This window comes from Cohnella xylanilytica (genome assembly GCF_014212175.1).
GTDB lineage: Bacteria > Bacillota > Bacilli > Paenibacillales > Paenibacillaceae > Cohnella > Cohnella xylanilytica.
The window spans coordinates 20,867-39,462 of sequence record NZ_JACJVR010000070.1 but is presented as its reverse complement, the minus strand read 5'-3'; the positions used below and the strand labels follow the sequence as shown (position 1 = coordinate 39,462).

At 60.1% G+C, this 18,596-nt stretch carries 14 protein-coding genes and 1 riboswitch; of the genes, 3 read left to right on the top strand and 11 right to left on the bottom strand.

Annotation, left to right across the window (positions count from 1 at the left end; all coding sequences use genetic code 11):
* Positions 1-81: 81 nt before the first annotated feature.
* Positions 82-927: an alpha/beta hydrolase family protein gene (locus tag H7B90_RS18025; RefSeq protein WP_185137287.1), complete on the top strand. Its 846-nt coding sequence runs from the start codon at positions 82-84 to the stop codon at positions 925-927.
* Here H7B90_RS18025 and H7B90_RS18020 read toward each other — a convergent pair.
* The 4 genes from H7B90_RS18020 to H7B90_RS18005 all read right to left on the bottom strand — a co-directional run bounded on the left by H7B90_RS18020 (position 917) and on the right by H7B90_RS18005 (position 5,250).
* Complete coding sequence (locus H7B90_RS18020) at positions 917-1,996, bottom strand: SDR family oxidoreductase (RefSeq protein ID WP_185137286.1); 1,080 nt, start codon at positions 1,994-1,996, stop codon at positions 917-919. The genes H7B90_RS18025 and H7B90_RS18020 overlap by 11 nt on opposite strands.
* A gap of 801 nt (positions 1,997-2,797) precedes the next feature.
* Positions 2,798-3,184: a hypothetical protein gene (locus H7B90_RS18015; RefSeq protein WP_185137285.1), complete on the bottom strand. Its 387-nt coding sequence runs from the start codon at positions 3,182-3,184 to the stop codon at positions 2,798-2,800.
* Positions 3,185-3,298: 114 nt separating this feature from the next.
* A complete protein-coding gene (locus H7B90_RS18010; RefSeq protein ID WP_185137284.1) occupies positions 3,299-4,528 on the bottom strand; it encodes an MFS transporter in 1,230 nt (409 codons plus the stop codon).
* 248 nt (positions 4,529-4,776) lie between these two features.
* Positions 4,777-5,250, bottom strand: a complete 474-nt coding sequence (locus H7B90_RS18005) for an Rrf2 family transcriptional regulator (RefSeq protein WP_185137283.1) — start codon at positions 5,248-5,250, stop codon at positions 4,777-4,779.
* A gap of 110 nt (positions 5,251-5,360) precedes the next feature.
* Positions 5,361-5,440, top strand: a riboswitch (ZMP/ZTP riboswitch).
* Positions 5,441-5,507: 67 nt separating this feature from the next.
* Here H7B90_RS18005 and H7B90_RS18000 point away from each other — a divergent pair.
* Positions 5,508-6,368 carry a bifunctional 5,10-methylenetetrahydrofolate dehydrogenase/5,10-methenyltetrahydrofolate cyclohydrolase gene (locus H7B90_RS18000; protein WP_185137338.1) on the top strand — a complete coding sequence of 287 codons (861 nt, stop codon included), beginning with the start codon at positions 5,508-5,510 and terminating at the stop codon, positions 6,366-6,368.
* 159 nt (positions 6,369-6,527) lie between these two features.
* The gene (locus H7B90_RS17995; protein WP_185137282.1) at positions 6,528-8,453 is read left to right on the top strand and encodes a beta-N-acetylhexosaminidase; all 1,926 of its coding nucleotides are present in this window, start codon (positions 6,528-6,530) and stop codon (positions 8,451-8,453) included.
* Between the two features lie 57 nt (positions 8,454-8,510).
* On the opposite strand, the gene H7B90_RS17990 is transcribed toward H7B90_RS17995, so the two are convergent.
* The 7 genes from H7B90_RS17990 to H7B90_RS17960 all read right to left on the bottom strand — a co-directional run bounded on the left by H7B90_RS17990 (position 8,511) and on the right by H7B90_RS17960 (position 18,116).
* Positions 8,511-9,623 (bottom strand): hypothetical protein, encoded by a 1,113-nt coding sequence (locus H7B90_RS17990; protein ID WP_185137281.1) that lies wholly within the window; start codon positions 9,621-9,623, stop codon positions 8,511-8,513.
* A 55-nt stretch (positions 9,624-9,678) separates the two neighbouring features.
* The gene (locus H7B90_RS17985) at positions 9,679-10,485 is read right to left on the bottom strand and encodes a C39 family peptidase (RefSeq protein ID WP_185137280.1); all 807 of its coding nucleotides are present in this window, start codon (positions 10,483-10,485) and stop codon (positions 9,679-9,681) included.
* A gap of 259 nt (positions 10,486-10,744) precedes the next feature.
* On the bottom strand, positions 10,745-11,572 hold the full coding sequence (locus H7B90_RS17980) for a carbohydrate ABC transporter permease (protein ID WP_185137279.1): 828 nt from the start codon (positions 11,570-11,572) through the stop codon (positions 10,745-10,747).
* Positions 11,573-11,585: 13 nt separating this feature from the next.
* Complete coding sequence (locus H7B90_RS17975) at positions 11,586-12,461, bottom strand: carbohydrate ABC transporter permease (RefSeq protein WP_185137278.1); 876 nt, start codon at positions 12,459-12,461, stop codon at positions 11,586-11,588.
* Positions 12,462-12,790: 329 nt separating this feature from the next.
* Positions 12,791-14,134 carry an extracellular solute-binding protein gene (locus H7B90_RS17970; RefSeq protein WP_185137277.1) on the bottom strand — a complete coding sequence of 448 codons (1,344 nt, stop codon included), beginning with the start codon at positions 14,132-14,134 and terminating at the stop codon, positions 12,791-12,793.
* Between the two features lie 617 nt (positions 14,135-14,751).
* A complete protein-coding gene (locus H7B90_RS17965; protein ID WP_185137276.1) occupies positions 14,752-16,356 on the bottom strand; it encodes a response regulator in 1,605 nt (534 codons plus the stop codon).
* Positions 16,353-18,116: a cache domain-containing sensor histidine kinase gene (locus H7B90_RS17960; RefSeq protein WP_185137275.1), complete on the bottom strand. Its 1,764-nt coding sequence runs from the start codon at positions 18,114-18,116 to the stop codon at positions 16,353-16,355. Before H7B90_RS17960 ends, H7B90_RS17965 begins: the two co-directional genes overlap by 4 nt.
* Positions 18,117-18,596 lie beyond the last annotated feature (480 nt).

Here is an 18,596-nt window from a genome sequence, read left to right as displayed (position 1 = left end):
ATCGAAACACAGATAAAGAGAGCCAATGCGGGACTCCGTCAGGTTTTTGTTCACGACGGCTTATCGGAGACGGCTTTCGCGATGACCGTGATGTATCCGACGGACGAGCCGGAGAAGGAGGAACGGCTCGGGCCATACTCGGTGGAGGCGGCCCGGGATGCGTCTCCGCGGGCCGGAATACACCCGCTGGTCCTTCTCTCGCACGGTACGGGGGGAACTCCGTTCGTGTACCGGTCCATCGCCCGTCATTTGGCCCGCAACGGCTTTATCGTCGGCTTGCCCGAGCATCCGCACAACAACCGCAACGATAATAGCTGGGAGGGCACGGTCCAGAATCTCCTGCACCGCCCCCGGCACCTGCGTCTGGCGGCCGACTGGTTCTATCAAGATGAGGCGTTCAAGGGGCTAGTCAAGCCCGAAGGGCATTCGGTCATCGGGCATTCGATGGGCGGCTACACCGCGCTGGCCGCGGCCGGCGGCGTTCCGGCCTCCTTCCCGCACGAGAGCCCGGACGGCCGGGCGCAGCCGATTGACGTCGAGAGAGATCCGCGCATCCGATCCATCGTTCTACTGGCTCCGGCGTCCGTCTGGTTCCGGGAAGAGGGAGCGTTAAGCGGAGTTCGACTCCCCATTCTGATGCTGGACGCGGAACGAGATCCGTACACGCCTCCTTATCACGCGCAGATCGTCTTGAACGGCGTCGCCGATCCGTCGAAGGTTCGCTACCGAACCGTGAAGAATGCCGGACATTTCGCCTTCCTGAGTCCGTTCCCGGCCGAGATGGTCTCGACTTCCTTCCTCCCTTCGCAGGACCCGCCCGGATTCGACCGCGCGGGCTTCCACGTAGAGCTGCAGGACGAGATCGCGAAGTTCCTGGCGGCTTCGGACGAGAAAGCCGATCGTCCCGCCGCGCCCGTCAAGGAATGACCTTGCGCCTGCGGAATTCGTCGAAGATTCCCATGAACATCGCCTCGGTGTCGACGTATTCGTGGAAGCCGAAGCGGCGGGCCTTGGAGCCGTCGGCGAAGAAGTCGTAATCCCACGAGAACACGAAGTCCCCGAACGCCCACGACGACACCTCCTTGTAGAAATGCCCCGCGAGCCCGTACTTCTCCGTCATCCGGTTCCACAGCTCTTCCTTGTCCGCCATGACGACCTCCAGCGGCATCGGCAGCGGCGGGGCCGTCTCCAGCTCGAAGTAGCGGGCGATCTTCGGCCACATCTCGTTCCAGCGGAACAGGTCGCCGTTCGCGATGTTGAACGCCTGGTTGGCGCAGCGCTCGTCGGTCGCCGCCCAGACGGTCGCCTTCGCGAGCAGGCCGGCGTCCGTCATCTCCATGAGCGTGTGGTAGGCGCCTGGCTTGCCCGGGAACCGGAGCGGGATGCCGAGCTCCTTCGAGATGGAGGCGTACACCGCGATCACCATCGCGAGATTCATCGGATTGCCGAGCGCGAAGCCGGATACGACCGAGGGGCGGATCGCCGACCAGGTCCAGGCCTTCCCCTTTTGCCGCTCCTCCAGGTAGTTCTGTTGGTCGACGTTGAACTCGGGAGGCATGTGGGGCGCGTCCGTCTCGCGGGCGGGCGTCTTGAACGGGCCGAGGTGGGCGCCGTAGACCTTATACCCTTGCATCAGGCTGACGTGCTTCAGGTTGCGGGCGGCCGGTTCGACGGCTTCGACCGCATTCTTCAGCATGGCGAGATTGGGCGCGACGAGCTCGGCCCAGGTCGGGCGGTCCTGATAGGCGGCGTAGAAAAGATGCGTGACCTCGGAGAGGCTCCCCAGCTTCTCCCGGCTGTCGGCCGGGTCGAGCAGGTCCGCGGCCACGTGGCGGAGGCGGTCCCGGGATTCTCCCCCTCGGCGCGAGACGCCGATGACGTCCCAATCGGGCAGCGTCAGCAGATAATCGATCAGGTTGCGGCCGATGACGCCGCCCGCGCCGACGACGAGGGCGACTTTGCGGTCGTTCGGGGTTTCCGGGTGGATGGCTTGCATAGGTGATCCTTCCCTTCTTCGAGTTCGTTGTCTTGAGAGCTATTGTGCACGAAGGGAAGTCTCGCGGAAAGTACGCACTTTGAGGTGACATAGGAACCTTGAGGTTGTCGTGGGAGCAAGCGAGAAGGCCGACCCGCCCGGGGAAGCTGCCGCCGAGCGATCGGCGATTCCCTTGCTTGAAGTAGGAGGTCGTCAGCGGAACGAACAACGAGCCTCCGCTCGCGACCTCGGTATGGATATACAGCTTGTTCACTCCGCCGATATCGGCCTCGATCGTGACCAGCCCGTCCGCGGACGCGACCTTCTGCGCCTTCAGCTCCGTATCGGTATCGGAGTCCATGAAGCGCGCGCGCGATTCCGAAGAAGAAGCTGGACGCGGCCGTCGCGAAGAGGCGGCCCTTCGGCATGCACAAAAACTACGAATGTCCAATTCAATAACGAAACCTGTCCCGGAATATTTCGCTTCGCACTTGTGTATGAAAAATCGTATAAAAATTCGCCTTCAAAAGGTGCTCAGGTTGGTTTGTGTGAAAAACCATACAAATTCTGCCTTATGACGGTGCGTTGCTTACGTTTTATGTGAAAAATCATACAGATTCCATTTGTTTGCGATTTACTTCGACGATTTTATTCGAAAAATCACACTCGTTAAACCGCCTGCATTCCGATCCTGCGCGGTCCGAACTAGGCGAGGATGTGGCCCCGAACACGGAAAACCAAGTCTGTATGGGTATTGGACAATGGTAGAAAAAAAAGCCGGAAGCCGCCTCTTCGGGCAAGCTCCCGGCCTTCTTCTTCGCGTTATAGAGCGCCCTCCGCCTGCGCGATCCGGACGGCTTCCTCGTAGTCCTCTTCTTCGACGACGGCGACGAGAAGGATGTCCCGGCCGGTCACCCGGTTGTCCGGGCCGCCCGCGCTCATGCCGCTGGCGCTGACGCTCGCGGCCGCGAGGACGGAAGCGTCCTTGTTGTCGAAGTCCCCGCCGAGCGTCAGATAGGGGAGTCCGGGGAAGTTGCCCGTAATCGTCTGGCCGAGCTGGTCCAGGTTCTGCATGCCGGTCCCGCTGTATCCGTCGAATCGCTCGATCGCATGCTCGACGAGCTTCAGCGACCGGCTCCGCATCCGTTCCACCGCTTGCTTGGCTTGGTCGGGCGTGTTGAAGTAGGCGAACACCGTTCTCTCCGACATCGCGGTCCCTCCGATTCTCATTCCGATTCCGGATTCGGCCTCGTCCGGCCATAATCTTCCGTAGTATCGGCAGGGCGGAGCCGGCCTATTCGCGCGCCCGTCTTACCGCCCGTCTCACCGCCGGTCTTCGGCGATCGGCTCGGCCTGGGGCGTTCGCGCGGATCGCCGCAGGCGCCCCGATGCAAGCCGGAGGCTGACGGCGAACAGGGCGAGCGCCAGCAGCTCCCATCCGGCCCCGTAATAGCCGAGCTCTCCGGCGGAGCCGTACCGGACGACGAGGCCGCCCGTCGACGCGCCCAAGGCGCTGCCCAGATAGGTGGCGGAGGAGCTCAGGGAGAGGATAACGCCGGCCGCCGGTCCGGACAGGTCGATCAGCCGATGCTGCTGCGCGGGGTTGAACGCGTACCCGCTCGCCCCCCAGACCGCCAGGGCGGCGATGCCGAGGCCGACGGCGGCGAAGGTCCCGATGCCGGACGGGGAGGCGAAGTCCGCCACGATCGACAGGACCGCCATCGACAGGGCCAGAGCGGGCAGCGCGGCGGCGATCGTGCGGGGCGAGCCGAACCGGTCGGTGGAGAAGCCGCCGAGCTTCACCCCGATCAAGCTCGCGGCGCCCGCCGCGAAGAGGACGACGCTGATCGTCCGATCCGCCGCCCCGTACCCTGCGAAGATATCGGCCACGTACGTATAGACCGCGAAGATGCCGATTGCCCAAGCCAGCGTCGTCAGCAGGGCGGACAGAAGCTCCGGCCGCTTCAAGGGAGCCAGGCGCTCCCGCATGGAGACGGCCCCGGGCGATGGGATGGCCGGGAACCGGAAGCGAATGAGGAGGGCCGCCAGAACGCCGACGACCGTCAGAATCCAGAAGGAGGTTCTCCACTGGAACGTCAGGGCGATCCAGGTTCCAAGGGGAACGCCCAACATCAAGGCGACCGTCTGGCCGGCGACGACGGTCGAGATGGCCCGCCCTCGTTGGTCGGAACGCACAAGGGCGGCGGCGGAGGTCGTGGCCGCCGGCGAATACCAGCCGGCGCCGATCCCTGCGACGATGCGTCCGACCGCCATGACCGCATACGCATTCGAGAGAGCGGCGATCGCGTTCCCCGCGGCGAAGACGAGCATGCCCGCGACGAGAACGCGCCTTCGGTCCCAGCGGCCCGTCAAGGTCGCCAGGACGGGGGAACCGACGGCGTAGACGAGGGAGAAGATCGTCACCAGCTGGCCGGCGACGGACAGCGAGACGTGGAACGACTTCGCGAGCAGGGGGAGAACGCCGGCGATCAGAAATCCTTCCGTGCCGATGACGAACGCCCCCATCGTCAGCGCGTAAATCCTTTTGTCCATTTGCTCGATCTCCTTTCAGGATGGGCGATAATGCGGCTTGTTCGCTGCATGGGTTGCGGAAACCCAAGGAAACTGACATGGTTGCATTGAAAACGTAAAAAGGCCGCCGCCTCAGGAGGCTGCGTTCGTTCGATGAAGAGAACTGATTCAGTTGCATTGATCCGCGAAAAAAAGACGGCATGCGACGATGCGTCCAAGCCCGGAAGTCTGGAATTCCGGAAGGAAATCCGGAAGGAAGTCCGGCGGTCCTATCCTTGAGGCCCATCCGACGCCTGTTCCTTCCCGTCTTCGCCATGCGCCAAGGAAGAGTCGACCAGGTCCGCGATCGTCGTGCTTCCGAGCTGGCGCTTCATCGCCGCTTCAGTCTCGCCGTAGATCTCGCCCAAGGCGGGCTGGATTCCCCGGCCGATCTGGCATCTCAGGTTGGGGCCGCTATGATGGAGCTCGAACAGAGGGGTCTGCACGACCGCTTCGTAGACCTCGTGCAGGGTGATGGCTTCGGCTGCGCGGGCCAGCTTCCATCCGGCGCCGGTTCCTCCGTGCTGGACGGAGACCAGACGGGCCTTCGCCAGCTGTCCCAGGATGCGGCGGATGAAGACCGGGCTCGTGTTCACGCTGTTCGCGATCCGGTCGGAAGCGAAGAATTCGTCCTTGTCCCGCGACATATACGCGAGCCAGGTCAGAGCATGCAGAGCGACGGTGTAGCGGCTCACGACGGCCACGGCGGTCTCCTCCTCTCAATGCTACCATTCTAGTTACATTGGTTGGAATTGTCAAGAAGGCCCGCCGGGGGATTGTGCGGACGGCGGCCGTTGCGTTATGATGAAGGCACCAAGCTATGCGTGACTGGCGGAACATGGGGAACCATGAGGGAGCGCATAGGATTATCAGCCGTACGCCTGGGCAGAGGTGAGGGGATCGAGGTCCCCTTGCCTCTTTGCGTTTTCAATCGATTTTGGGGAAAAGGGAGATGCTTAGAATGCCGCAGGAGAAGCTTATTCTGGACGGTTCGCGAGTCGCGCAGGACATCAAGGACCGCTTGTACCCGAGAGTGGAGAGATTGGCCGCCAATGGCGTCGTCCCTTGCCTGGCGACGATACTGGTGGGAGACGATCCGGCTTCGGCCACGTACGTCCGCATGAAGGGCAACGCGTGCCGGCGGCTCGGCATGGAGTCGGTCCGCGTCGATCTGGGCAAGGACACGACGACGGAGCAGCTGCTCGAGACGATCCGGCGGCTGAACGAGGATCCGGCCGTTCACGGGATTCTGCTCCAGCACCCGGTGCCGCATCAGATCGACGAGCGGGCCGCGTTCGACGCCATCCAGCCGGAGAAGGACGTCGACGGAGTGACGACGCTCGGCTACGCGCAGACCGCCTTCGGATTCGCCGATTACCCGTCGTGCACCCCGGCGGCGATTATCGCCATTCTGGATTATTACAAGATCCCGATCGAGGGCAAGCACGCCATCGTCGTCGGGCGCAGCCCGATTCTGGGCAAGCCGGTGTCGGCCATGCTGCTCAACCGCAACGCCACCGTTACCGTCTGCCATTCGAAGACGAAGGAGCTGGATCGGATCGTCGGCCTCGGGGACATCGTCGTGGCGGCGGTCGGCAAGCCGAGGTTCATCCAAGGCGGGTGGCTGAAGGAAGGCGCGGTCGTGCTGGACGCCGGGTACAACGAAGGGAACGTCGGGGACGTCGACTACGAAGCGTGCCTGGCGAAGGCGAGCGCGATAACGCCGGTTCCGGCCGGAGTCGGTCCCGTCACGATCGCCACGCTGCTTAAGCACACGGTCGACGCCGCCGAGAAATACGGCATCGCCGCGAGCGAAAGCTAAAGCCTTGCATTCTCGGAGAATCCGAAAAGACGCCGGAAGGCGTCTTTTTTGCCTTGTCGGGGCACGGAAGGAACGAATGGTCCGCTATTGCCCGCACAATCAATATAACGTTATAATGTTTATAGAACGAGGAAAACGAAGAGGGGGAGGCAAAGCGGGATGAAAGTGCGGTTCGAGGGGGACGTGGAGGAGCTGCTTCCCGGCATCCGCAGCTTGGCGGGAGAGATCGGAATCGTGCCGGGGGACGAAGGGACGGTCGTGAAGGTCGAGCGTTCTTCCCAAGCGTTCGAGCTGGAGGTCGGCTGGGACGGCGCCGAGGGGCGGATCCGATACGGCGCGAAGCATCAGTTTTTCCGCGGATTGGGGTTGTTCGTTCAGCATCGGGGCCAAGGCGGGGCGTTCAGCCTGCGCGAGAAGCAGCAATTCGACACGGTCGGGCCGATGTTCGACCTGTCCCGCAACGCGGTGCTCTCCCTGGACGGGTTCAAGTCGATGCTGAACAAGCTGGCCCTCATGGGCATGAACGCCGTCATGCTGTACATGGAGGATACGTACGCGATCGAAGAGGAGCCGTACTTCGGCTACATGCGCGGGCGTTATTCGCAGGAGGAGCTGCGGGAGATCGACGATTACGCGGACCGATACGGCATCGAGGCGTTCCCGAGCATTCAGACGCTGGCGCATCTGGAGGAGTTCCTGAAGTGGGAGCCGGTTCGGCATTACCGGGACACGAAGGGCGCGCTTCTCGTCGGCGAGGAGGCGACGGACCGGCTCGTCGAGAACATGATCGACGGCGCGAGCTGGCCGTTCCGCAGCCGGAAGATCCACATCGGCATGGACGAGGCGGAGGAGCTGGGACGGGGCAAGTACCTGGACCGGAACGGGTACAAGGATCGCTTCGACATGATGGCCGGCCATCTGGACAAGGTGCTGGCCGCCGTTCGCCGCAGGGGGCTTCGGCCGATGATGTGGAGCGACATGTTCCTGAAGCTCGCCGCCGGCAACGCGGGGACGGAGCGCGACTACTACGACAAGAATACGAAGATACCGGAGGAGATGGCGAGCCGCATTCCGAAGGACGCGACCCTGGTGTACTGGGATTACGTGCACCTGGAGCCGGAGGAATACGAGAACGTGATCGCGAACCATCGTCCTCTCGGAGGCAAGCTGGCTTTCGCCGGGGCGGTGTGGATCTTCAACACGTTCGGAGTCAACTACGGCTTATCTCTGAAGGCCTCCGACGTCGCGCTGCAGGTATGCAAGAAGGAAGGCATCCGCGAAGCGTACGCGACGATGTGGGGCGACGACGGCAACGAGGGCAACCCGTTCGCGGCGCTGCTCGGGCTGCAGCTCTACGCGGAGCATGCGTATTCGGAGGATAGTCCGAAGTGGGAGCGTCTGGCGGAGAGGGTAAAGTTCTGCACCGGCATCCCGGCGGAGACGTTCCTGCGATTGAAGGATCTCGACGAAGTGCCCGGCTCGGAGCCGGACAACCGCAAGCAGAGCAACCCGTCGAAGTTCCTGCTCTACCAGGACGTACTGCTCGGGCTGTTCGACAAGCAGATCGAGGGGCTGGAGCTGGCGGCGCATTATGAGAAGCTGGAGCGGGAGATCGCCGCGTCCCGGAATTCGGAGGCCGAGCTGGACTACCTGTTCGAGGTGCCGCAGAAGCTGTGCGCCGTGCTGAAGCTCAAGAGCGAGATCGGCATCGAGCTTAAGCGGGCTTACGACCGCGGGGACCGGGAGGCGCTTCGGCTGGCGGCTGCGGAGACGCTGCCCGCGATCGCCTCGGCGGTGCGGGAGCTGCGTCTGGCCCACCGGACGCAGTGGATGCGCATGTTCAAGCCGTTCGGCTGGGAAGTGATCGACATCCGCTACGGCGGGGTGTTGAGCCGGCTCGACTCGGCCGCGGCGAGGCTGCTCGACTACGCGGAGGGCCGAATCCCGCGGATCGAGGAGCTGGAGCAGGAGCGCCTCGTCTTCAGCTCGGCCAACCGGTTCAACGGGCGGGGAGTCGGCTGGTGCAGCCACTACTACCGGATGGCGTCGCCGAACGTCTTTTTCCACGTGTTGAATCCGTTCTGATCAGGCCGCTGTGGCGGGAGGGGCTCGATAGGATCGGGTTTTACTATTGTTTGTTAGTCATGCTTTAAGGGGATCTATTATATACAATACTGAACTGTGATTGGTTGAATAACCGGCGATAAAAGTTTTTCCATCGCTCATACATTCAATGGAATCGATGGTGTGATTGATCAGCTTTGAGAAGTTTAGTTTTTTGCCTGAACGAGCGTCCAATAAGATGAGTTCCTGATCGCTATTAGTCCAAGCTACATGGGTATCGCTGGAAACGAGCCGATTAATGTACTTATTCTCTAAAGATTTGAATACATGACTTTTCGTGTCATAGTAGCCGAATGTTTGGGAAGTCCAATCGTGATCGTCAATAAAATTTATAGAGTAAATGTCATCGTCCATTAACTGAGCGTAGCCGGGAAATTTAAGCGGCGCTTCGTAAGAATCCAATTGATGAGAATCTAGATCATAGATTTTATAATACCCTTTTCCATCAATAGAATCTGTCCAGAGAACTTTTCCATTGTGAATGTGTAAAAAATTATTGTATAAACCATACTGATGAACCTCGGATATCGTACTTATCTTTTCATTTTTAAGATTATAGACAACGACCTTGGGATTCGTGTCACGGGCGCTATTAATATTAATCCAGGCGAGAACATCATCATACAAATATGGAGAATCTATTTTTAAAAAATTGGGATCCGTGTGCGTTGTAATGACTTTTTGAACCCCGCTGTCCATGTTTCGGGCATAAGTCTTGGCGAAGGACCCGTCTGCTGCGGAATCCACCCACGTTATCCAGTTTTCATTCGCTCGAAGATCGTTTATCGTTGACTGCTCAAATGTTGATTTAAAGAGAAGGTCCTGCTCTAGGGTCTTTAAATCTATAGAGATAATCGAATTCACAAATTCGCTGTTTTCGTTTACTGGGACATAAAGGACTTCATTACGTAGTGAGGGCAACGTATACTGGGAGTAAGGCAATTCGACCACTCTATACAAGGAAACAGGGGAGGAGATCGTTACCTTACCCTGTTGATTAGAGGGAGTAAGCTTCGGCTCCGCTGTAGGAGCAGGTTGCTCATTAATAGTTGTGGGAACATCATCTCTAGTACATCCTTGGGCAACTATGAGTATTAATAAAATTAACAAGCAGCTTATTGGTTTAATCATAGCGACACCTCCGTGTGAAAGGAACAGAGGGAAAGCCCTCTGTTCCTTTGTTAAATCACCAACTCATCGCCATATTCGTTCCTTGTTTATCTGCTTCATATACGGCTTTAAATACGCCATTTGCCGTCTTAGAACCTACCGGGTCCCAGTAAGTTCCGTAGTAATCAGAATCGTCATTAGGGTCATGTAATCTCATCAAATAAGATGAAGGCGAAGAGGAAGTATCGTCATACCCGCTAACTGTGTTATAATGTCGAATCGATTTTCCGCCGTATCTTGGAAGGAACTTTGTCTGAAGCAAAATAATAGGCGCACCATTTTCATAAACAATATCTGCACTTATTCTTTCTCTAAATCTTGCTTCAGGGTCTGATTCATCCTCTAAATTTGAAGAAGCATAGGCAACAAAACCGTAAGTATTTGCGTAGGTATTTATAGTATCTGTAATTCCAGTAGTTGTACTACCTTGCGTAGTCGTTCCTATTTTTTTAGCCAATGTTGCTTGTGACGGCAGAGAAGTCGTACTGCCGCTTGATGACTTATGGAAACTGAGGGTTTGTCTTACAGATGCAGGACCACAGTAGTAATACTCCTCCTGCTGATAACCTGTTACAGAAATAGTATACCTTGCACCAGAAGCTGCAAGTCTGTTCTGCAATCTGTTTTTATAAAGTTTTGACGCCCATTCGTCTTTTTGCTGAGAGTAGGTTTTCAAGGTTTTAGCTTTGGAGACTGATAATGAGGGGTCATTAAGAAGTGCGCCTGTAGAGCCTGAATCCTGTGCAGCTGCCGTCGAAACCGAATTCCCAATTAATAGAATAAATGCTATTGCAGGACCCGTGATTGCCCACTTTTTCTTCACGACTTTCTCTCCTCACTAGAAATTTATTTATTGAACGCTGGCCAGCGGTTCAATCATAAGGGAGGTGAGTAAATCTTAGCGAAAAGTGACGGAAAACGTTTTACAAATTTATTATCTCTCACTCATTACCTTCATATCAACCGGAAAATACAAATTTAGTAAAATTTTAGAATGATACTCGATCTATAAATAAGCCATTCTCCCGCCCGCATCTGACGGGATCGAGAGAATGGCTGCTTTTTTTTCACATGATTAATATTTAACCCTTCACGGCGCCGGCCACCATGCCCTGCATGATCGACTTCTGGAAGATCAAATAGATGATGATCGTCGGAATGACCGCGAGCGCGAGAGCGGCCATCGTCAACTGGTAGTCCGTCATGTAGCCGGTGGCGAACATCGACAGGCTGAGCGGCAGCGTCTTGAGCGCCGGCTTGCTGATGAACACGAGCGCGAACGCGAAGTCGTTCCAGAAGCGCAGCACGGCCAGGATCGACACCGTCGCGATGGCGGGAGCCGCCAGAGGCAGCATCATCCGCCGGAAGATGCCCCAATACCCGGAACCGTCGATCAGCGCGGCTTCCTCGATCTCCTTCGGGAACGTGTTCATGTACGCCTGGATGATGAAGATGGCGATCGGCAGTTCGAAGGCGGCATAGGGGAAAATGAGAGCGCCGTACGTGTTCAGAAGGTGAATCTTGTTCATGACGATAAAGAGCGGGACGAGCGTGCTGTGGATCGGAATCAGCATCCCCAGCAGGAACACGCCCATGACGAGAAGCTTGCCCCGGAATTGGAAGCGCGACAGCACGTAGGCGGCCAGCGCCCCGACCGCGAGCATGACGACGAGCGACACGGCGGTGACGATGACGGAGTTGTACATGCTCGTCCCCATGTCGGACACGGTCCACGCCCGCTTGAAGCTGTCCCAATGCCAGGTGGTCGGAAGCCCGAAGGGGCGGGAGTAGAACTCGTCGTTGGATTTGAACGCGCTGACGAAGAGCCAGAACAGCGGATACAGCGTGACGAGCGCGTACAGGGTCATCAGCCCGTTCGCGACGCCGCTTTGCCATTTGCGCAGCTTCATGGACGGCCCCCCTTTAGCGATATTCTTTCTTCATCAAGTATTGGCTGCCGGCGATAAGCAGAAGGCTGAGCAGGATGATCATCGTCGAGACCGCGCTGCCGTACCCGAACCGGTAGATGGCGAACGTGTTGTTGTACATGTACGAGGCGAGCAGCTCGGTCGAATGCGCCGGTCCGCCCCCGGTCATGACGTAGATCAGGTCGAACGCCTTCAAGCTGCCGGAGATGCACAGAACGACCGCGACCTTGATCGTGTCCCAGATCATCGGCAGCGTCAGGGAGAACAGCTTGCGCGCTCCTTGCGCCCCGTCGAGCAAGGCGGCGTCGTCCATGTCGCTCGGGATGTTCTTGAGCGCCGCGAGGAACATGATCAGATACGGGCCGATGTAGTTCCAGATGATCGGAACCATGAGCGAATACATCGAGATGTCCGGATCGGACAGCCACAGCCGCTTCCAGGAGCCGAGACCCACGCTGTCGAGCAGGAAGTTCAGGATGCCGATCTGCGGATGATAGATATAGCCCCAGATGATGCCGACGACGACCGAGGAGAGCACCATCGGCATGAACACCGAGGAGCGGATGAACCGGTGAAGCCACGAATTGCGGACCAGCAGGAGCGACAGGATAAGGGCGATCGGCACCTGTCCGAAGACGGAGGCGACGACGATCAGCATGTTGTTCTTGAACGAACGCCAGAAGATCGGGTCTCTCACGACCTCGGCGAAGTTGTCCATGCCGATGAACTTGGGCTGCCCGATGCCCTTCCAGTCGAAGAAGCCGTAATAGGCGGACCAGACGATCGGAATGATGACGAAAAAAACGAAGAGCAGCAGCGCGGGAAGCAACCCTGCCGCGATGAACGCTCTCGCGCGGCCGGCGGAAGTCATAACGGCCCCCTCCTTTTTCGATGGGATAGCAGGTTCGCAGGTTAGCGAGTTAGCGAGTTAGGGATCTAGCGGTTTAGCAATTTAGCGTTATAACGGAATAGCGAGATAGCGAGTTAACGGAAAAGCGGAATAGTGTGATAGCGAGATAGCGTGTTAACGGAAAAGCGGAATAGTGTGATAGCGAAATAGCGTGTTAGCGTGTTAGCGAGTTAACGGAAAAACGGAATGGCGTGATCGTGTGATCGCATGATTGTGTGGTCGCGGGATAGAATAGCTTCGGCCCTGCTCCCGGAGAAGAGGGCCGAAACGATGGACTTCAGCGCGGCGGATTAACTGCCGGACTGCATCGATTTCTCTTGCGCTTCCTGGATCTTCTTCGCGACCGCTTCGGGCTTGGCGCCCATGAGCAGGTCCTGCAGGCCGTTGTTCACTTCGTCGGCCACCGCGGAGGAGAGCACGCCGTCGTAAACCGGCGTTCGGCCGACCTTGTTCACGAGCTCGTACACTTCCGCGAAGATCGGCGTCACCTTGCTCTTGTCGAGCTCGACCTTGTAGCTGACGAGCTGGTTGCTCTCGAGCACGCGCTTCTGCGCGTCCGGTCCCGCGAGCGTGTAGAGCAGGTCGAGCGCGGCTTCCTTCTTCGCGCCGGTGGCGTTCTTGCCGAGGCCGAAGCCCGTGCCGACGACGCCGGACAGCGTGTTCGGATCGCCCTTGCCGTTCGGGACGGACGGGAGGATGGTCGCCCCCATCTGCGACAGCGAGTCGGCCGGAGCGCTCGCCGCCAGGTTCGTCAGCGCCCAGCCGCCGTCGATCATCATCGCGGCTTTGCCTTGCGCGAAGTACTGCTCCATCTGCGTGTTGTCGATCGCGTTGAAGCCTTCCTGGAACGCGCCCGCCTTCTGCAGATCCTGCAAGTAGGTCAGCGCCTGCACGAATTCCGGATCGGTGAACTTGGCTCCGTCCTGCGCGGCCGCCTTCAGGAACCATTCCGTTCCCGTCACGCGGTCGGCCAGCGAGCTCAGGATGCTGGACTGCGCCAGCCAGGCAGCCTTGTTGCCGAGCGCGATCGGCGTGATCTTCTTCTCCTTGAGGACGTTCACGGCGTTCATCAGCTCGTCCCAAGTCTTGGGAGGCGTCAGGCCGTTGTCCTCGAGAATCTTCTTGTTGTAGTAGAGAATCGAGGTCGGGGACAGGGCGACCGGGACGCTGTAGACGTCGCTGCCGATCGTGAACCCGTCGAACGAGCCCGGCAGGAAGCCGTCCTTCCACTCCGGCTTGCCGTCCAGCAGCTCGTTGATCGGCTGGATCAGGTTGCCGGCCTGGAATTCCTTCGTCATGACGCCGGGCCACATGACGAACAGATCGGGCATCTCGTTCGCGGCCGCGACCGTCTTCAGGCGCGTCCGGTAGCCGTCCGGCGGAATCGCCTGGATGTCGAGCTCGACGTTCGGGTGAGCCTTCTGGTATTCTTCGATGATCGCGCGCATCGTCTTGGCGCGCTGGTCGTCGCCCGTGTAGTTGTGCCACAGCGACAGCTTGACCTTATCCTTGCCGCCGGCGGACGCGTTCGAAGCGTCCGGGGAGCCGGCTTCGTTCCCGTTCTTGCCGCAGCCGGCGAGAACGAGGGAAGCGGCGAGCAGGGTCGCGGCGGATACCGTTAACGTCTTTTTCATAGGGGAACCCCTCCTGATCGAAGCGATCTCGTCTTGGAACATCTTCAGTATAGAGGGGGGCGGGCGGAATGGGCAGGGGACACTCTTCAGCCATAGGGTGGACAAAAAACGGATTTTTAACGGTGAGGGGGGAGGAAATTCGGCGGACGGACGGCGGCAGAGGGGTTAACCGGCAGGCGGGGGGCGTTCTCGGGTCGTCTCGATGCGCGTACTTGGGCGGCGCGATCGGCGTCGGAGGGGATTGGCGGGTGCAGATAGGGCGGCTAAGGAATCGAAGAGACGTTATTTTCGCGAAAAAGGCGATTTTGGCGGAGCTAACGAATCGTAGAAGCGCTATTTGCTTCTTTGCAGGGCCAAATCGGCCTTCAAAGGCGAAATAAGGTTTATACGATTCGTTAGAACTCGAAAACCGGCTTTTAGACGCAAATAGCGTTCCTCAGATTCGTTAGAGCTTCGCCGGCCCCCAGCTCTCCGCCTCGAACCCGGGACCTGGGCGCGGAAAGGGGGGCGATAGAAATCGCGATGGACGCAGCCGGGTTCTCCCGCCCGCCATCCGCCCGCCGTCCGCCGCTTGCTCCGGATCGCTGCCTGCGTCGTTCGTCCGTACCTGCCTGCGCTCACTCCGCGTCGCCTTCGCCAACGTCGCCGTCGCCGATGTCCCCGCGGCCGGCGCGGTACTCGGACGGGGTCTTGCCGGTCGCCTTTTTGAACAGCTGGCCGAAATACTTCACGTCCTCATAGCCGACGCGGCTCGCCACCTCGCTGATCTTCGCCGGCGACTCGCCCAGAATCTCCATCGCCCGGCGCATTCGCTCCCTCGTGACGAAGTCGATGTACGTCAGGCCGGTCTCGCGCTTGAACACCTCGCTGAAGTGGTTCGGGTTGAGGTGCACCTGCTTCGCCACCTGCTGGAGCGTCAAGTTGCTGTCCAGATGGTCCCGGATGTAGGCGATAGCCCTCTTGACGTAGGACACCCGTTCGCCGGAGACGGCTTCGCGGTACAGGTCCAGGAAGGCGCGGAGCGATTGGAACAGCGCCTCGCCGGGAGGCTCGGACGGATCCGCCTCCCAGACCGGCGTCTCCTCCGGAGGCTGCAGCGATTTGCCCCCGCCGAGCGACTGCGACACCCTCTCGAGCCAGCGGCGGCCCGACAGCACGATCGAGCCCATGTAGGCCCGCAGCGAGGCGGGAGTCGCTTCCGGATCGGCGAGCTGGGCCGCCACGGCTTCATCCGCCCAGCGGCGAAGCTCGATGACGCTTCCGCCCTTCAGGACGGAGACGAGCCGCGCCTCTTCCTCCTGGGAGCAGACGGTCTTGCCGCCCCGCCGGGCCTTCACTTCGTCGTAAGCGACAAGCGCGCGGTCCCCGGCCATCCAGCGGAAGCCGAAGGCGTGCCTCGCTTCCCCGTACGACCGGGGAAGCCCGCGAAGCTCGCCCGCGCGCGAGCCGGCCGCGGCGAACAGCTCGCACTTGAGCTTCCGGGCGACGCGCTCCAGCTCCAGGCGCGCCGTCTCGAGGCCGTCCGCCTCCGGCGACGCGGCGTCCGAAGCCAGCACGGCGAGCACGTGGTCCTTGCGCAGCAGCGTCTCGCCGGGCAGCAGCTCGCTCAGCGTGTTCTCGACCGCGAACAGCAGCAGCGAGGCGTCGCTCCAGCCGGAGGCGGCGACGATGAGCGCGCGGTACGCCGCCGCTCCGCCGGCGGCCGGGCAGAGCTTGGGCAGCAGGCGCGGCACCTGCGCCAGGGCGGCCTCGTCCGGCTCCGAAGGGCTGCCTTCGGCGAGCAGCTTCTCCAGCAGGGCGTCGCGGAATGCCGCCAGCTTCAGGTGATCCTGCTTCCGCGACTCCCACCGGCCGAGGATGCGCTGCTTCGCCTTGATCGCCGCCCGGATGATCTCCTCCGGACGGCTCGTCTTGAGCAGGTAGTCGCTGACCCCTTCGCGAAGCGCCTGCTGGGCGTAGGCGAACTCGTCGTAGCCGGTCAGAATGATGATCTCCGTCTCCGGCAGCCGGCTCCTTACCTCCGAGGCGAGGTCCAGCCCGCTCTTGCCGGTCATGCGAATGTCCGTCAGCACGATGTGCGGCTGTTCCGCGTCCAGACGGGAGAGCGCCTCCTCGGCGGACGCGGCGGGGCGTAGCAGCTCGAAGCCGAGCTCCTCCCAGTTGATGACCGTGCTCAGGCCGTTGCGGATGATGACTTCGTCGTCGACGATCAGAATTCTCATGAGGGCCAATCCTCCATGGCGGGTATGGTGAAGGCGACGCGGGTGCCGACCCCGGCCGCGCTCTCGATCTTCAGGCCGGCGTCGGCGCCGTAATGCAGAAGCAGCCGCTGCTGGACGTTCCGCAGCCCGTAGCTTCCCCGCGCGACCCGGTCGCGGTCGTCCGGGGAACGGAGCTGGGCCAGCACTTCGCGAAGCTTGTCCGGTTCCATGCCGGCGCCGTTATCCTCGACGGCGAACGTCATCGCCGCCCCCTGCAGCGTCCCGTGCACGCCGATGACGCCGCGCCCCTCCTTCTTCTGGACGCCGTGCGCGAACGCGTTCTCGATCAAGGGCTGGAGCAGCAGCTTGAGCATCGTCTTGCCGTTCATCGCCGGATCGATCGAGAACACGATGTCGAACTGGTCCGGGTAGCGGATCGCCTGGATGTTCGCGTAGTGGCGGGCATGGGCGACCTCCTGCTCCACGGGACAGAACTGGGCGCCCTTGTTCAGGCTGAAGCGAAGGAAGTCGCTCAGGTTGCCGACCATCTCGGCGATGTTCTTGTCCTTGTTCATCAGCGCCATCCACTGGATCGAAGAGAGCGTGTTGTATAGAAAATGCGGATTGATCTGGGCTTGGAGCGCCGCGATGTCGGCTTCCTTCTTCACCGCTTCCGTGTGCTTCACCTGGTCGGTCAGCGCGGCGATCCGGTCGCCGAGCTGGTTGTAGCTGCGCACGAGCTGGCCGACCTCGTCCATCGATTCGACGGGGTACGTGCGGATCGGCTCCTCGGGATCGGTGTTCTTCAGGAACCGGGTCAGCATCCGCAGCGGGCGCAGCAGCCGTTGAATGAAGAAGACGACGAGCGAGACGATGAGGAGCAGCGCGAAGCCGACGGCCGCGGCGGTCAGCCCGAGCACGTACCGGTTCTGCGACTTGTATTCGCCGAACGGGATCGCTTCGACCAGCTTCCACCCGACGCCGGGCACCGTCAGGTACAGCAGCGTTTTTTTGCCGCCGCCGCTTCCGTAATTTATCGCCCCGGAGTCTCCCGCGAGAGGAGGCAGCCCGGGCAGCACCTCCGCGACGGTTCCGGGGAGCTCGTCCAGAGTCCCGGAGAGAACGCGTCCTTCCGAGTCCAGGAGAAGCATGTAGCGGTCGTTCTCGATGCCCGACTTGCTCAGGATGCGCTCCAGGGCCGCTTCGTCCAGGCTGATGACGAGCTTGCCGAGGGGCTTGAACGTGTAGAGATTGCGGATCGGGCGGACGAACGAGACGACCCGCTTGGAGCCGGCCGCCGTTCTCGTGTCGTAGCGCGGAGTCCACCAGGACGGATGGGCCGCGAAGTAGTTCGGATCCGTGTCGGTAATGTCGGGTAATGCCGTCTCGAAAATCGTCGTATTGGACACCGGAATCGCCCGGTTGCCGGGATAGATCGTAATGTCCGAGATGTACGGCTTGGAGAACACGAGATTGGACAGGAATTCGATCATGCGCGTCTGCTGCTTGCTCGCGTCCGCCTTCGAGCTGTTCACGTAGAGCTGCACGTCCTTGCTCCCGATCAGGAACAGGGACATGTTCTCGATGTCGGAGATGATGAACTCCAGGTTCGAGTCGATCTGCTGCAGGACGCCCATGCCGGATTGCTTCGTCTTCTCTTCCGTCAGGTTCGACGCCGTGATGTAGGAGAAGAAGCCGAGGGAGAGCAGAGGGAACAGGATCGAGACGAGGAGCAGGAAGATCAGCTTGTTCTTGAGCGATCGGCGAATCCAGCGGGGCATGGGAGTTCCTCCGTCGTAGGTCGTCTTTACCCGCTATTGTAGACACAAACGGAACTCCGTGACAACCGAAGAGGCGTAGAGAAGCCGGAACAGGGCCGCTGATCTTTGCGAGGAACGTGCAGCGCAGCGCCTTATTTTTGTGTCAGGGCCCGTTTCGATTGGGGGAGGCGGCTAACGGATCGAGGAGACGCTAATTCGCTGAAAACAAGCCGTTTTTCGATTCCAACGAATCGTAGATACGCTATTTCGTGCCGGAAGCCCGTTTTAACCTCGAAGGACCTAAATAAGATCGCTGGGATTCGTTAGATTTTCAAAATAGGCTTTATACGATAAATAGCGGCTCCTGAGTTCGTTGCAGATGCGGGCCTACGACAAAAAAAGGCCAACCCGCAACTCGGGTTGACCTGATCGCCTGCGATAATCCTTCCCGGAAGGGGGGACTCCCCTGGAACTCCCATTCCTTCTTCGGGAAGAAGTTCG